The sequence below is a fragment of the Chloracidobacterium validum genome (genome assembly GCF_018304825.1).
In the GTDB taxonomy this organism is placed as follows: Bacteria; Acidobacteriota; Blastocatellia; order Chloracidobacteriales; family Chloracidobacteriaceae; genus Chloracidobacterium; species Chloracidobacterium validum.
Map to the genome: position 1 here is coordinate 186,609 of NZ_CP072649.1, position 15,504 is coordinate 202,112.

Consider the following 15,504-nt stretch of genomic DNA (forward strand, 5'->3'; position numbering starts at 1 on the left):
TATGAAGCTTTGGCAGTTTTTGGGGGCCTGGTGGGTTGGTTTGACGCTCCTGACCGGCATGGCAATCGCGCAGGAAACGTCACTGCCACCGGCGCCACCCCGCGACCTGGTATTTCCAAAACTTGACCTGCCCGGCGATGAGCCACCACCGGAGTGGGTGCGTGGCCTGACGGAACGGGCTGAAAACTACTTCGTCCTGGGCGCGCGGGCCTTTGACGCGAATCGCTCAGAATCAGCGCGGGAATACTTCAATCTGGCCGTGGATGTCCTGCTTGAATCCCAGACCGGCGCGCGGGCGCATCCGGCGCTCAACGCCTATTACCGCCAGTTGATCGAGCGGATTCGTTACTACGATTTGCAAATGCAGCAGACCGAGGTGGGTTGGGGCGAGCAGCGCTTCACGCCTTCACCGCTTGACCTGCTGCGCGATGTGGTGGTCGCGGACGCCGACATTGCCGAGGTTGAAGTGCGCGGCGAGCTGGACTTCACCGCCGTTGCGGCAACGCCCGAAGTGCGGCGGTTTCTGGCCTACTTCACCCGCGGCGGCGGCCGCGCCACCATTGCCAATGGGTTGCGGCGCAGCGGCCGCTACCTTGACATCGCGCGCCGAATCTTTGCTGAGGAAGGCGTCCCGCAGGACCTGGTCTGGCTGGCGCAGGCGGAATCCGGTTGGAGTCCGGGAGCGCTTTCGCCGGCGGCCGCCTACGGCATTTGGCAGTTCATTCCCTCGACGGGCGCGCGTTTCGGCCTGACGCAAAACGCCTGGATTGACGAGCGGGGGGGGATCGAGCAGCCGACCCGCGCGGCCGCCCGCTACCTCAAGTGGCTCAACCGGCGCTTCAATGGTGACTGGCTGCTGGCGATGGCGGCATACAACTGTGGGGAAGGAAATGTTGAGCGAGCGTTGGCGCGCAGCCGCTACCAGGATTTTTGGTCGCTCCAGCGACAGGGCTTGCTCCCGCGCGAGACGCAAAACTACGTGCCCATCATTCTTTCGATGATCCTGATCGCCAAGCATCCCGAACTCTACGGCTTTCACAATATCCCACGTGAGGCCCCGCTCCGCTACGATGTCTTGCCGATCACGGCTGCTGTGGACCTGCGCGCCGTGGCCTCTCAAGCCGGTGTGACGCCGGAAGTCCTGCGCAGCTATAACCCGGAACTACTTACCTACACCGTCCCGGCGAACTACCGCCTGCGCGTGCCGCCAGGGCTGCGGTCAGGCGTGCAGACGGCGCTCGTGGCGCTACAGGCCACGCCACAGTCGAAGGGAACCGTCCAAACCCGCCTGGCCCGCCGGAAGCGTCCCTAGCCCGGTCTCGATGACGTGGCTCATCCCCGATGTTTTTCCAGCGTCCCTTCCACCCGGAGCTGGGGCCTGGGTGGGCCTGGTGACAGCGGATGGCCGGCTGCAAAGTCGGACCATTGGGCTGCCGGATGCTTCCCAAGTTCGGTTTCAGCTAGGTTCCATCGCCAAGCTCGTGACTGCGCTGACGGTGGACGTTCTGCGGTGCCAGGGCCAGTTGACGCTCGCCGACCGCATCCTTCCGTCCGGCCCGGTCACGCTCCGCCACTTGCTAACCCACACGGCCGGACTCCCGGATACCCTCCAGTCGGGGAGCTTGGACGTTGCGCCGTCCGTGGACGCTTGCCTTTTCCCGCCAGACCGGGTGTTTTCCTATACCAACCTTGGTTTTGCCCTCCTTGGCGCGTGGCTTGAGCAGCAGACCGGTGAACCGTTGGCCGACCTAGTTTGGCGTCTCGTTTTTGCGCCGTATGGCATGTCTCAGGCCCGCTTTGATCGAAGTCCATGGGCCGCGGCCGGGGGACTGACGGCAACGGGACAGGACGTTGCCCAGTTGCTCGGCGGTCTCCTGCGGTCGCCAGCCCAGCTCGCGGCGCTTCTGGCAACGACGGTCAACGTGCCAAGCCGTCCCGGACTCGCGGCCGGGCTGGGTTGTTTTCGGCGCCAGCGCGGGGAGGTGCGACTGGTTGAGCATGAAGGGTTCATTGACGACAGCGCAGGCGTGGTGTGTCTCGTGCCGGAACAAGGCTGGGGCTATGCCGTCCTGACCAAAAGCTGGCCGCATCGGCTGCGCCACACGCTCGACCGGCTCGAAGCCGCCTGGTTTGGTCAACGCCCGGCCACGGAAACCAGGCTGACGCGCCTGCCGCGCGAGGACCACGAACGCTACGTTGGTGAGTACGTCAACGGCCCGCGGCGGCTGCGGATCGCGAGTCGGGGCGACACGCTCTACCTGGAGCGCCAGGGGACGGCGTTGCCGCTGGTGCGGGCGGCACCGGACCGCCTGGCCGTGGCCGTGCCGCTACCAAACAAGCCTTCCGATGTGACCGTGCTGCTGGATGACGATGGGCGCGCTTTTGGCCTGTATCCGTTTGGTTCGCTGCGCGCCCTGGGGCGGTTACTCGGTTGACGCCGCCGACTGGTGGTTGAGCGCGTTGTGCAGGGCATGCCAGGGCAGGCTGGCGCATTTGACGCGCACCGGATAGTGGCTGACGTTTTCAAACATGGTCAGCTTGCCAAGGTGATGCGCTTCGCGCTGCGGATCGAGTTCGCCTTTGACCAGCCGGTGAAACTCATCGAAAAGTTGTTCGGCTTCCGCCCGTTTTTTTCCTTTCAGACTGGTCGTCATCATCGAGGCCGACGCCATGCAGATGGCGCACCCGCTGCCTTGAAAGGCGACATCTTCGAGCGTGTCATCCGCGCCAACATTGACGTAAACCGTCACCCGGTCGCCGCACAGTGGGTTTGCTCCTTCGCATAAGTAGTGCGCATTCTCGATGGGCCGGAAATTCTTCGGATGCTTGCTCAGATAGATGATCTGTTCGCCGTAGAGACTGGTGTTGCTCATGGTTCGTTGGGTTGTCTTACAGGGCAAAGACGGCAATGGTTTTTTCGATGGCCACGCCGAGCGCTTCAACCTCCGACGGCAGGTTGTAGAACGCGAACGAGGCCCGCGCCGTGGCCGGCACGCCATAGCGCGCCATGACCGGCTGGGCGCAGTGATGCCCGGCGCGAATGGCAATGCCTTCCTGGTCCAGCAGGGTGCCGATGTCGTGGGGGTGGATGCCGTCCACCGTGAACGACACGATGGCTGCCTTCCGCTGCGCTGTCCCGATGATGCGCACGCCGGGAATGGACGACAGTCGCGCCGTGGCTTGTTCGAGCAGTTGATGCTCATAGGTGGCGATGGCTTCGAGTCCGATGCCGCGCAGGTAGTCAAGTGCTGCGCCAAGACCAATCACTTCGGCAATGGCCGGTGTGCCGGCCTCGAACTTGTGAGGAAGTGGCGCATAGGTCGTCTTTTCAAATGTGACCGTCTCGATCATGTCGCCGCCACCCAGAAATGGGTTCATTCGTTCGAGGAGTTCCACCTTGCCATAGAGCACGCCAATGCCGGTTGGACCACAGGCCTTGTGGCCCGAAAAGACATAGAAATCACAATCCAGCGCCTGCACATCCACGGGCATGTGCGGGGCCGCCTGTGCGCCGTCCACTAGAACCGGAACGCCGTGGGCATGGGCCAGCCGGATGATGTCTTCTACCGGATGGATTGTACCGAGCGCGTTGGAGATGTGACCGATCGCCACCAACTTGGTTCGTTCGGTCAGCATCTGCTCGTAGGCTTCCAAAATCAGTTCGCCCCGGTCGTCCACCGGGATGACGCGCAGATGTGCTCCCTTTTCCTCACACAGCATCTGCCACGGAACGATGTTAGCGTGGTGTTCAGTGGCGGAAATGATGATTTCGTCGCCCGCGCCGATGAACTTGCGTCCATAGCCGTGCGCCACCAAGTTGATGCCCTCGGTTGTGCCTTTGGTGAAGATAATCTGGCGCGTTTCCGGCGCATTGAGAAACTGCGCCACGGTGCGGCGCGTTCCTTCATAAGCCTGAGTCGCTTTGGCGGACAACAGGTGAATGCTGCGCCGGACGGTCGAGTATTCTTCCGCATAAAACTGATTCATGCGGTCAATCACGACCTGTGGCTTTTGGCTGGTTGCCGCACTGTCGAGATAGACCAGCGGATGGCCGTTGATGGTGCGCCGAAGGGTTGGAAAGTCCGACCTCAGCGCGACCGCATCGAGCGTCGCAGGCGTGGCTAAAACCGCTTGAGCTGTCATTGGGCAAGACCTCCGTGGGGCGGCTGGGATGGTTCAACCCGTGCCGCAAGGGCGCCATCGAGCCGAACCTTGAGCGAGGGGACGGGAAGTTTTTCACTGACTTCACGGGCAAACCCAAACATCAGGAGCCGCCGGGCCTCAGCCGGGGTCAATCCGCGGCTGAGTAGGTAAAATAGTTCATCTTGATTGAGTTGCCCGACCGTGGCGCCGTGTCCGCACTTGACATCATCGGCAAAAATTTCAAGCTGTGGCTTGGTGTCAGCGCGCGCCGTGGTGGAGAGCAACAGGTTCTTGTTGGTCGTCACCGCGTTGGTGCGCTGCGCCCCCTGGCGAACGAGCACCCGCCCGTCAAAGACGCCGTGGGCCTGGCCGTCAAACACGCCTTTGTAGAGAACCTCGCTTACACAGTCTGGCACCGCGTGGTCAACGACAATGTGCGTATCGGCCAGTTGGCGGCCGGCAATGGCCTGTAGGCCGTAGAGTCGGCACTCCCCGCCTTCATCGGTGAAGGTGGCGTAAATATCCTGCCGGGAAAGAATGCCGCCCAGGGCATGGGCGTGGCTGCTGAAGGCCGCGCCGCGTCCGATGGTCGCCCGCAGTGCTGCCACGTGGTAAGCCTGCGATCCTTCGGTCTGAAGCTTGATATGGGTCAGGTTCGCGCCCTGCCCAAGGTGAACATCCGTCACGGCGTTGGTCAGGTAGGGGTGTTCCCCGAACCGGCCTTCCTCGTCACACAGCACGGTGTGGAGTTCGACCACCGTAGCGATGGCAGCTTCGTCGAGTTCAATCAGGACGCGCGGGTGCGTCATGGCGTAGCCGCGGGTCGGGGCCGTGACGAAAAACAGGCCAATCGGTGGCGCAACGGCTTTGCCCCGCGGGATGCGAACCAGGACGCCTTCACGCGAAAAGGCTATGTTCAGAGCGCGGAAAGGCGAATCTTCCACCGGTGCAAAGGAAGCCGTGGCATCCACCGGCTTGACCTCAATGCCGCCTGGCAGCGCGCTGACATCGGAGAGCGCCGGTTGAAAGCAGCCATTGACGAACACCAGCCGCGCCGCGGCTGATTCCTCGAAGAAAGGGATCGCCTGCCGTAAGGTGACGACCTCCAGTCCCTCCGCCGTCGCCAAGTGAAAGGCTTGTTTGGTCAGCGGGGCCAGGTTGGTATAGCGCCAGGCTTCCTCCTTGACGGTTGGGATACCCAGCCGCTCGAAGGCGGCAAAGGCTTCCGTCTGGAGGTCGCGGTCTGGTGACTGCTCGCGCTGTGGGGCGAGGGCGGCAAAGGCCGCCGCAAACGGATTGGGCGCGGTGTGGTTTGGCTGGCCCGCTGACCGGGCGGTTTCTGCTTTCATGACCGTCACGCTCCCACGCCGGCGGCCTTGGCTTCGACTTCTTCCCGAATCCAGTCATAGCCGCGCTGTTCGAGTTCGAGGGCCAAGTCCTTGCCGCCCGACTTGACGATGCGCCCGTTGAGCAGCACGTGGACGAAGTCCGGCTGGATGTAGTCAAGCAGCCGCTGATAGTGCGTCACGAGCAGAATGGCATTGTCAGCGGTGTGGAGCCGGTTGACGCCGTTCGCCACGATGCGCAGGGCGTCAATGTCCAGCCCGGAGTCGGTTTCGTCGAGCACGGCCAGTTTTGGTTCGAGAATTGCCATTTGGAGAATTTCGTTGCGCTTTTTTTCGCCGCCCGAAAAGCCCTCGTTGACCGAGCGGTCAATGAAGGATTTATCCATTTCGACAATTTTGATTTTTTCCTGGAGCAGGTCGTCGAACTCGAGCGGGTCAAGTTCTTCCTCGCCACGATGCTTGCGGAGTTGGTTATAGGCCGCGCGCAAAAACGTCGCGTTGCTGACGCCGGGAATCTCAATCGGGTACTGAAATGCCAGGAACACGCCTTCCCGCGCCCGCTCGTCGGGTTCAAGCTCAAGCAGATTCTTGCCAAAGTAGGTGACTTCGCCCTGCGTAACGGTGTAATCGGGATGACCGGCCAGAACTTTGGACAGGGTGCTTTTGCCTGAGCCGTTTGGTCCCATGATGGCGTGAATCTCGCCGGCGTTGACCGTGAGGTTGACGCCCCGTAGGATGGGGCGGTCTTCGATGACCGCATGGAGGTTTTTGATTTCCAGCATGGTGGGTTCCTTATCGTTTTCTGAATGACTGGGACTTGGTCCGGGTCGGGTGAGCGAAGCCGGGGCTTATCCGACTGAGTTCTCCAGCTTCATGCCGAGGAGGCGCTGGGCTTCGACGGCGAACTCCATCGGCAGCTCGCGGATGACTTCCTTGCAAAAGCCGCTGATGATCATCGAAATGGCGTCTTCCTGCGGAATGCCGCGCTGCATGAAGTAAAACACCTGTTCCTCGCTGATTTTTGAAGTCGTGGCTTCGTGCTCGATGTTGGCCGTGTTGTTTTGGACTTCGATGTAGGGGAAGGTATTGGCGCCGCAGTCGTGCCCGATGAGCATGGAGTCGCACTGCGTGTAGTTGCGGGCATGCTCCGCGCTCGCCATGATCTTGACCAGTCCGCGGTAGCTGTTGTTGGACTTGCCGGCTGAGATACCCTTCGACACGATGCGCGACCGGGTATTTTTGCCGATGTGGATCATCTTCGTGCCGGTATCCGCCTGCTGCCGGTGGTTGGTCAGCGCCACGGAGTAGAACTCGCCAACCGAGTTGTCGCCGATGAGTACGCAGCTTGGGTACTTCCAGGTGATGGCCGAGCCGGTTTCGACCTGTGTCCAGGAAATCTTCGAGTTGCGTCCCAGGCATTTGCCGCGCTTGGTGACGAAGTTGTAGATGCCGCCGCGGCCTTCCTCATCGCCGGCGTACCAGTTCTGGACGGTCGAATACTTGATGTCGGCGTCATCGAGCGCGATGAGTTCGACGACGGCCGCATGGAGCTGGTTTTTGTCGAACTTCGGCGCGGTGCAGCCTTCCAGGTAGGACACCGATGCGCCTTCCTCGCAAATGATGAGCGTGCGCTCAAACTGTCCTGATTCGGCGTTGTTGATGCGGAAGTAGCTCGACAGTTCCATGGGGCACCGGACACCCTTCGGCACGAAAACAAACGAGCCATCGCTGAAGACCGCCGAGTTGAGCGCCGCGAAGTAGTTGTCGGTAATCGGAACCACCGTGCCGAGGTACTTGCGCACGAGTTCCGGGTGCTCCTTCACGGCCTCGGAGAACGAACAGAAAATGACGCCATGCTCGCGCAGTTTTTCCTTGTAGGTCGTCGCCACCGAAACGCTGTCGAAGATGGCATCCACCGCGACATTGGCCAGGAGCTTTTGCTCATGCAGTGGAATACCAAGCTTCTCAAAGGTTTCGAGAAGCTCCGGGTCCACTTCGTCGAGGCTGTTGAGCTTTTTCTTTGGCTTGGGCGCGGAGTAGTAAATGATGTCTTGATAGTCAATCGGTGGGTACTTGACGTTTTGCCAGGTCGGTTCCGTCATCTTCAACCACTGCCGGTAAGCCTTGAGGCGGAACTCCAGCATGAAGTCGGGTTCTTCCTTCTTTGAAGAAATCAGGCGAATGGTGTCTTCATTCAAGCCACGCGGGGCGACATCCGACTCGATGTCGGTTGTAAATCCATATTTGTATTCCTGCGTGGCAAGGGCGGTGGCAATGGCGCTCATGACTCGGGTTCCTTCCTAAACATATCGGTTGAGACGCATCAACATGACCCACGGCGGGGTGGCGGCGGTTGCTCGCGGCTCGACTTCACGCTGACATCGCGGCCGTTGTCGGTCGGGCGGTGCGCTGAAGTTGGAGCAAGCGTTCGCCGACTTCGCACTCATGGTGGATGAGTTGGGCCAGGGTAATCCGGCTGAGGACTTGTTTGACGGTCTCATTGAGAATCTGTAGCACGGGACGGATGCCACAATCGGCGTTGTGGACGCAGACTTCCTGAATACCGGAGAAGTTTTTACAGTGCTCTTCCAGGTCAGCGTTTTCAAAAACGCCGATGACTTCACTGACCGTAATTTGGGTGGCTGGGCGGGCGAGCATGTACCCACCTTTGATACCGCGCGCCGACTTGACGATACCGGCATTGCTCAACAGCCAGAGGATTTTCCCGGCGTTGGCCGTCGAGATGCCTTCACGCTCGCCAATTTGCTTGAGCGTCAAGCCTTGTCCATCGGCTTGGCGCGCAAGCTGGATGAGGCAGCGGAGACCATATTCTTCTTGCGCCGTGATTCGCATCGGTGTGAAACTTACATCCTCGCTAGCGGGGCGCCCCCGGCTAAAATTCCATTGGTCTTACCTTACTGAATACTTTACTTTTTCGTCAACAATGTCTGCCTGGCTGCCGCCGAAGCCCGGCGGACTGGTTTGCGGGTGTGTGATCCAACGTGAAGCCGAAGTCTAAAGCCGTTGAACCTGAAGCACTTGAGCTGAAGCGGCGGGTGGGTGAGAACCTGGAGTTGCTACGCCGCCAGCGTGGGTTGAGTCTTGAGCGCCTGGCGGCGCGGGCGGGGGTGAGTCGGGCCATGCTCGGACAGATTGAAGCTGGCGACAGCGCCCCCACGATAGCCGTGCTCTGGAAGGTCGCCCGTGGATTGGGCGTTCGGTTTGCCGACTTGCTTGGCGATGAGCCGGGGCAGTCCGTTGTGGTGTTGCCCCAGGCGGCGGCCAAGGTGTTGCGTTCCCAGGACGGGCGGTTTGAGAGCCGCGCCTTGTTTCCGTTTGATCGGGAGCGGCGGGCGGAGTTTTACGAGCTGCGGTTGAAGGTGGGCTGCATCGAGGCGGCGGAGCCGCATGCCGAAGGCACGTACGAAAACTTGGTGGTGCAGAACGGATGTCTGTTGCTGACGGTTGGTGACGGGTCGCCCATTGAGTTACTGGCTGGCGATGCGGTCTATTTTCGGGCTGACGTACCGCACACCTATGCCAACCCAGGCAATACCGAGACGCTAATCTACTTGGTCATGACCTATGCCAGTCCACGCTTGTAGTGGGCGGTCTTTCTTGTAGGGCGGCAGCGTCATAATTCTCAAGGCAGGGTCTAACTCTTAACCAGCCCTTTTTTCTCAATCAGCACTTTTTCCGCTTGAAAAAAGCGGCTCTGTTGAAGCCTCGCACCGTCGTCATCGAAGTTGGTGAACGTCGTTGAAGGCTATGGTTCTTTATCTTGCGAAGCGGTTTGTCGGGAGCAGCGGAAAGCCCTGCCCTTCGCGTCGGGTGGGCCTGCGTGTTTGAGACTTGGCCTGAGGTAGTCAGTGAATAGTTATCTGTGTTGCGCTTTCAGTTACCGGCATTCCTGTCTAGTGTCCAGGGCTAGGTATGGGGTGAGAACTACAAACTGTAATCAACCTAACAAGCAATGCCTCAACGGAACTGCGAAGTCACTTTTTTCAGGCGGAAAAAAGAACACTGCTCACTGAAGACTGAACACTACTCACCGCTTCAATGGAAGCCGCTTTCTTTCAAGTGGAAAAAGCTCTCTCTGCTCACTCCTCGCCTCTATCTCTTCCCAGCTTCAATGGAGCCGCTTTCTTTCAAGTGGAAAAAGCTCTCTCTGCTCACTCCTCGCCTCTATCTCTTCCCAGCTTCAATGGAGCCGCTTTCTTTCAAGTGGAAAAAGCTCTCTCTGCTCACTCCTCGCCTCTATCTCTTCCCAGCTTCAATGGGGCCGCTTTTTTTCAAGCGGAAAAAGGTGGCCGCGCCGGACGGCTCGGTAGTGAGTCTGCCCGCGCTTCAATGGGGCCGCTTTTTTTCAAGCGGAAAAAGCTGGCGCTCGTACACGGCGGTGGAGCGGATAGAGCGAGCTTCAATGGGGCCGCTTTTTTTCAAGCGGAAAAAGCTGCTGCCGCGCGGCGTCAAACACCGCGTCAACCTCGCTTCAATGGGGCCGCTTTTTTTCAAGCGGAAAAAGGCGTCACCTACCGGCGCGTGGGTTGGTCACGCGCACGCTTCAATGGGGCCGCTTTTTTTCAAGCGGAAAAAGGTGGCCGCGCCGGACGGCTCGGTAGTGAGTCTGCCCGCGCTTCAATGGGGCCGCTTTTTTTCAAGCGGAAAAAGCACAGTCTGGCGGCGGATGGGGCGTTGAGATTCGCTGCTTCAATGGGGCCGCTTTTTTTCAAGCGGAAAAAGGCGTTCAATCACGGCGCGGTGGGCGTCGCGGCTGAGGCTTCAATGGGGCCGCTTTTTTTCAAGCGGAAAAAGCCACACCTCGCACGCGCCGACCAGGTCGCCCAGCCGGGCTTCAATGGGGCCGCTTTTTTTCAAGCGGAAAAAGGTGAGTGTGGTCATTTTTTGCCTCCTGTAGTGAATTTGCTTCAATGGGGCCGCTTTTTTTCAAGCGGAAAAAGACCCATGCATCGGGCACTTCGGGAATGTCCACGACACGCTTCAATGGGGCCGCTTTTTTTCAAGCGGAAAAAGAGAGACAGCCGCGGGTAGCTGCTCATTTTGTTTTCCGCTTCAATGGGGCCGCTTTTTTTCAAGCGGAAAAAGCTTCATGAGCGTGGACACTCAGGTGAGATCAGAGCGCTTCAATGGGGCCGCTTTTTTTCAAGCGAAAAAAGCTGGGTCCGCTTCCCGGCTTGGGACTTGAGTGCCGAAAGCTTCAATGGGGCCGCTTTTTTTCAAGCGGAAAAAGTTGATTGGGTTTCAACTCAAGCGGCTCGACTGAAAGCTTCAATGGGGCCGCTTTTTTTCAAGCGGAAAAAGCGGCGCCCGCCAGGCGAAACGCTTCGCCGACGTCCCGCTTCAATGGGGCCGCTTTTTTTCAAGCGGAAAAAGTGCTATATTCAAAGCAGAATGAATGAGAAAAAAAGGCTTCAATGGGGCCGCTTTTTTTCAAGCGGAAAAAGCCTGAAGGTCGGGGCTGGGGGCAAGGATGTCCTGCTGCTTCAATGGGGCCGCTTTTTTTCAAGCGGAAAAAGCGCGCCCGCCTGCGCCAATCGTCGTCAGCGTACCGGGCTTCAATGGGGCCGCTTTTTTTCAAGCGGAAAAAGGCGACGGACTACCAGGTGGTGTGTTTTGCCGCGCCAGCTTCAATGGGGCCGCTTTTTTTCAAGCGGAAAAAGGTCTCCGCGGGCAACCCCAACCGATGGTGAATGAGGTGGCTTCAATGGGGCCGCTTTTTTTCAAGCGGAAAAAGCTCGTGGAGAACAATATCCCGTTCTTCGAGCTGCGTGGCTTCAATGGGGCCGCTTTTTTTCAAGCGGAAAAAGTGAGCGCCATCTGAGGTTTTGGGAGGTGGGCGACGGCTTCAATGGGGCCGCTTTTTTTCAAGCGGAAAAAGCCGGCTGTCTGATAGAGGCTGCGCGCGGCTGGGTTGCTTCAATGGGGCCGCTTTTTTTCAAGCGGAAAAAGCCAATCCAAAGCCGCCTGGGCGACCCAACCCGGCCCGGCTTCAATGGGGCCGCTTTTTTTCAAGCGGAAAAAGAAAAGCTGGCTTCCCATTGTTGCGCCAGCTCTGACCGGCTTCAATGGGGCCGCTTTTTTTCAAGCGGAAAAAGCATCCTCCGCCTCGAGGAACTCTATACCGGCAAGGGCTTCAATGGGGCCGCTTTTTTTCAAGCGGAAAAAGGCGCCCAGCTCACCCAGACCCTTACCGCCGACAAATCGCTTCAATGGGGCCGCTTTTTTTCAAGCGGAAAAAGCTTTTCCCGCTCAGCCTCCGGCGCCGGTGGACGCCAGCTTCAATGGGGCCGCTTTTTTTCAAGCGGAAAAAGGTCGTTGCGGTAGCCATAGGGCGGCGGGGGCTGACCGCTTCAATGGGGCCGCTTTTTTTCAAGCGGAAAAAGGCCAACGTCGTCGTCGTCGCCGTCCAGGACCACCCACGCTTCAATGGGGCCGCTTTTTTTCAAGCGGAAAAAGCCGGAGCCCCCGCCGACTGGTTGAAACTCCGATCAGCTTCAATGGGGCCGCTTTTTTTCAAGCGGAAAAAGCAGGCTTTGGATGACGGCTGGGAGCAGGGCGGTGGGCTTCAATGGGGCCGCTTTTTTTCAAGCGGAAAAAGAAGCTGGGTAGCAATTGGGGCGGCGCTGTCTGATTGCTTCAATGGGGCCGCTTTTTTTCAAGCGGAAAAAGTGCCTGGCTTGCCGGATGAGATGAAAAAACTTCCGGGCTTCAATGGGGCCGCTTTTTTTCAAGCGGAAAAAGCTTCATTCCAATCGCCGCCGGACATAACCTAGCATCTGCTTCAATGGGGCCGCTTTTTTTCAAGCGGAAAAAGACTTCACGAAGAAAAAATAACGCTTGACAACCTGCGGCTTCAATGGGGCCGCTTTTTTTCAAGCGGAAAAAGCACAAATGAGCAGTAAGCCGACCGCCGTCCCAATGACGCTTCAATGGGGCCGCTTTTTTTCAAGCGGAAAAAGCTCGCCTGGAAGATGCGTTTCAAAACGGGTCATTTGCTTCAATGGGGCCGCTTTTTTTCAAGCGGAAAAAGGGACACCTTCACCACAAACTGCAATAAACGCTCTTCCGCTTCAATGGGGCCGCTTTTTTTCAAGCGGAAAAAGATCGTAACCGCCGGCGCATAACGCTCCTGCCCAGTGTGGCTTCAATGGGGCCGCTTTTTTTCAAGCGGAAAAAGATTGGGATGACTGTATCGGACGGCCCAATCGTACCGGGCTTCAATGGGGCCGCTTTTTTTCAAGCGGAAAAAGTGACCCGTAAGGGGGGACCCCGCTACCATCCCATGGGGGCTTCAATGGGGCCGCTTTTTTTCAAGCGGAAAAAGGGCGCGCAAATCAAACGTCAATACCAGTATCTGAAGCTTCAATGGGGCCGCTTTTTTTCAAGCGGAAAAAGCTAGTGGAGTGGACGCTGGGGATGCGCGACCTAATCGCTTCAATGGGGCCGCTTTTTTTCAAGCGGAAAAAGTAGCTTACCGTCGGCGATGAGCTCGTCAGGGGGGAGCTTCAATGGGGCCGCTTTTTTTCAAGCGGAAAAAGGCCAAGCGGCTCGGTAGGTAGAATATCAGCTTGAAGGGGCTTCAATGGGGCCGCTTTTTTTCAAGCGGAAAAAGCCGGCAGGGGATCGTAACCCGCCGCCAGGTCATGGAAGCTTCAATGGGGCCGCTTTTTTTCAAGCGGAAAAAGGGCCTCAAGGACTTGAGCCAACTCATCAACAGCCCGCTTCAATGGGGCCGCTTTTTTTCAAGCGGAAAAAGCTGGATACGACGCCGCGCGCGTGGGCGAGCGGCACTGCTTCAATGGGGCCGCTTTTTTTCAAGCGGAAAAAGATGAGCGGCTGGCCAAGCAGGTTGGACTTTCATTTTTGCTTCAATGGGGCCGCTTTTTTTCAAGCGGAAAAAGCGCCCTCTGCCACCTCCTTGCCACGCATGAGAATTTTGCTTCAATGGGGCCGCTTTTTTTCAAGCGGAAAAAGCCGTCTGCCAGACACCGCCGCCAAGCGGAAGGCATGTGCTTCAATGGGGCCGCTTTTTTTCAAGCGGAAAAAGCTCACCTATGGCGGTGGTCTCACGGCGGCCAAGACGGCTTCAATGGGGCCGCTTTTTTTCAAGCGGAAAAAGTTGATCTTTGGCAAGGGCTTTCACCAGCCCGGCCTGCTTCAATGGGGCCGCTTTTTTTCAAGCGGAAAAAGCCACCCCATCACCTGGCTTATAGTCGTCTGACTGGCGACGCTTCAATGGGGCCGCTTTTTTTCAAGCGGAAAAAGCCAGAAACATCCTCTCCGACGAAGCCATCACCAGGGCTTCAATGGGGCCGCTTTTTTTCAAGCGGAAAAAGCTTTCTGGCCTACTACACCCAGGATGAAGCACAGATCGCTTCAATGGGGCCGCTTTTTTTCAAGCGGAAAAAGTCGCCACCGATGGACACCGCCTGTCCATCATGGAGTAGCTTCAATGGGGCCGCTTTTTTTCAAGCGGAAAAAGGGGCGGCGCAGGTCCAGGCGCTTGCGGCCCACAAGGCGCTTCAATGGGGCCGCTTTTTTTCAAGCGGAAAAAGCCCCCAGTAGGGAATCCCGGCCAGGTGCTCATGGGCGCTTCAATGGGGCCGCTTTTTTTCAAGCGGAAAAAGCGAATGTGACGGTGCGGCGCCGGGAACGCATCACCTGGCTTCAATGGGGCCGCTTTTTTTCAAGCGGAAAAAGAAGCCGAGTGGTTGGTCATCAGCGTGTTTATCAGGAAGCTTCAATGGGGCCGCTTTTTTTCAAGCGGAAAAAGCTTGGCAAGGAAAAAAAAACGGAACAGTATAACAGAGCTTCAATGGGGCCGCTTTTTTTCAAGCGGAAAAAGACCTTTAGAGTAAATTGAATTGTGTAGTAATTATAAGCTTCAATGGGGCCGCTTTTTTTCAAGCGGAAAAAGGCGGATAGCACTTTCTGGCACCAGCACACTCACCAGCTTCAATGGGGCCGCTTTTTTTCAAGCGGAAAAAGCTCCTTAGCCGCAACGTTGAAACCCATACCCGTTTAGCTTCAATGGGGCCGCTTTTTTTCAAGCGGAAAAAGGTCTGGTGCCGACGCCGATTCGCCGTGACCTGACCGCTTCAATGGGGCCGCTTTTTTTCAAGCGGAAAAAGATGACAGAGGGGAGCCGGCCGCCGCCATCACCCCACTGCTTCAATGGGGCCGCTTTTTTTCAAGCGGAAAAAGCTTTCTGGACGCCATCGCGGACGGACCGGTGAAAATGCTTCAATGGGGCCGCTTTTTTTCAAGCGGAAAAAGCACCAGCCCCGGCACCGAGGCCAGCTCACTGCCAGAGCTTCAATGGGGCCGCTTTTTTTCAAGCGGAAAAAGGAAACTGATCCTGTCGGCGGCAACGTCGGAATACGGTGCTTCAATGGGGCCGCTTTTTTTCAAGCGGAAAAAGCCAGTCACCGACCACCGGTAGGTCGCCAGCCTGACCGCTTCAATGGGGCCGCTTTTTTTCAAGCGGAAAAAGGACCAAGGGTGTCACGCTCCTCCATCCACAGCAACCGCTTCAATGGGGCCGCTTTTTTTCAAGCGGAAAAAGGGTTCCAGAGTCCGTAGCCAAGCGGCGTCCGTCTAAGCTTCAATGGGGCCGCTTTTTTTCAAGCGGAAAAAGCTCAGGCCGGGGAGCTGTCCCTGGTCGAGCTGCTCAAGGCTTCAATGGGGCCGCTTTTTTTCAAGCGGAAAAAGTGGAATTGGCTAGCTCCAACTGACTCCGCCGAAAGACGCTTCAATGGGGCCGCTTTTTTTCAAGCGGAAAAAGTCGCCAAGGCGTTCCACCTGGTCAGCCCCCGCGCCGCTTCAATGGGGCCGCTTTTTTTCAAGCGGAAAAAGTTGCCAACCTCATCCAAACCATGGGCGTCCAACCCCGCTTCAATGGGGCCGCTTTTTTTCAAGCGGAAAAAGCCTCCAACCGCCGCAGAAGGCGATGGATGTAGCGATACGGCTTCAATGGGGCCGCTTTTTTTCAAGC

General features: G+C 57.9%; 9 protein-coding genes and 1 CRISPR repeat array (1 of these 10 cut by a window edge). Of the genes, 3 read left to right on the forward strand and 6 right to left on the reverse strand.

Annotated features, from left to right (window positions below; translation table 11 throughout):
- The first annotated feature begins 1 nt into the window (after position 1).
- Positions 2-1,312, forward strand: coding sequence for a lytic transglycosylase domain-containing protein (locus tag J8C06_RS11915; protein ID WP_211430378.1), 1,311 nt, complete (start codon positions 2-4; stop codon positions 1,310-1,312).
- Positions 1,313-1,322: 10 nt separating this feature from the next.
- Positions 1,323-2,435 (forward strand): serine hydrolase domain-containing protein, encoded by a 1,113-nt coding sequence (locus J8C06_RS11920; protein WP_211430379.1) that lies wholly within the window; start codon positions 1,323-1,325, stop codon positions 2,433-2,435.
- On the opposite strand, the gene sufU is transcribed toward J8C06_RS11920, so the two are convergent.
- The 6 genes from sufU to J8C06_RS11950 form a co-directional block, all read right to left on the reverse strand.
- Positions 2,424-2,873, reverse strand: a complete 450-nt coding sequence (sufU, locus tag J8C06_RS11925) for a Fe-S cluster assembly sulfur transfer protein SufU (RefSeq protein WP_211430380.1) — start codon at positions 2,871-2,873, stop codon at positions 2,424-2,426. The genes J8C06_RS11920 and sufU overlap by 12 nt on opposite strands.
- 16 nt (positions 2,874-2,889) lie before the next feature.
- On the reverse strand, positions 2,890-4,143 hold the full coding sequence (locus J8C06_RS11930) for a cysteine desulfurase (protein ID WP_211430381.1): 1,254 nt from the start codon (positions 4,141-4,143) through the stop codon (positions 2,890-2,892).
- The gene (gene sufD / locus J8C06_RS11935) at positions 4,140-5,492 is read right to left on the reverse strand and encodes a Fe-S cluster assembly protein SufD (RefSeq protein ID WP_211430382.1); all 1,353 of its coding nucleotides are present in this window, start codon (positions 5,490-5,492) and stop codon (positions 4,140-4,142) included. The genes J8C06_RS11930 and sufD overlap by 4 nt, the downstream gene beginning before the upstream one ends.
- A 5-nt stretch (positions 5,493-5,497) precedes the next feature.
- Positions 5,498-6,271: a Fe-S cluster assembly ATPase SufC gene (gene sufC / locus J8C06_RS11940; RefSeq protein WP_211430383.1), complete on the reverse strand. Its 774-nt coding sequence runs from the start codon at positions 6,269-6,271 to the stop codon at positions 5,498-5,500.
- A 66-nt stretch (positions 6,272-6,337) separates the two neighbouring features.
- Complete coding sequence (gene sufB / locus J8C06_RS11945; protein ID WP_211430384.1) at positions 6,338-7,774, reverse strand: Fe-S cluster assembly protein SufB; 1,437 nt, start codon at positions 7,772-7,774, stop codon at positions 6,338-6,340.
- Positions 7,775-7,859: 85 nt separating this feature from the next.
- Positions 7,860-8,342, reverse strand: coding sequence for an RrF2 family transcriptional regulator (locus J8C06_RS11950; protein WP_211430385.1), 483 nt, complete (start codon positions 8,340-8,342; stop codon positions 7,860-7,862).
- Positions 8,343-8,491: 149 nt separating this feature from the next.
- Between J8C06_RS11950 and J8C06_RS11955 the strand changes: the two genes are divergently transcribed.
- Positions 8,492-9,094: a helix-turn-helix domain-containing protein gene (locus tag J8C06_RS11955; RefSeq protein WP_211430386.1), complete on the forward strand. Its 603-nt coding sequence runs from the start codon at positions 8,492-8,494 to the stop codon at positions 9,092-9,094.
- 521 nt (positions 9,095-9,615) lie between these two features.
- Positions 9,616-15,504: direct repeats of the CRISPR family, unit length 36 nt; unit sequence GCTTCAATGGGGCCGCTTTTTTTCAAGCGGAAAAAG; it runs 79 nt beyond the window's last position.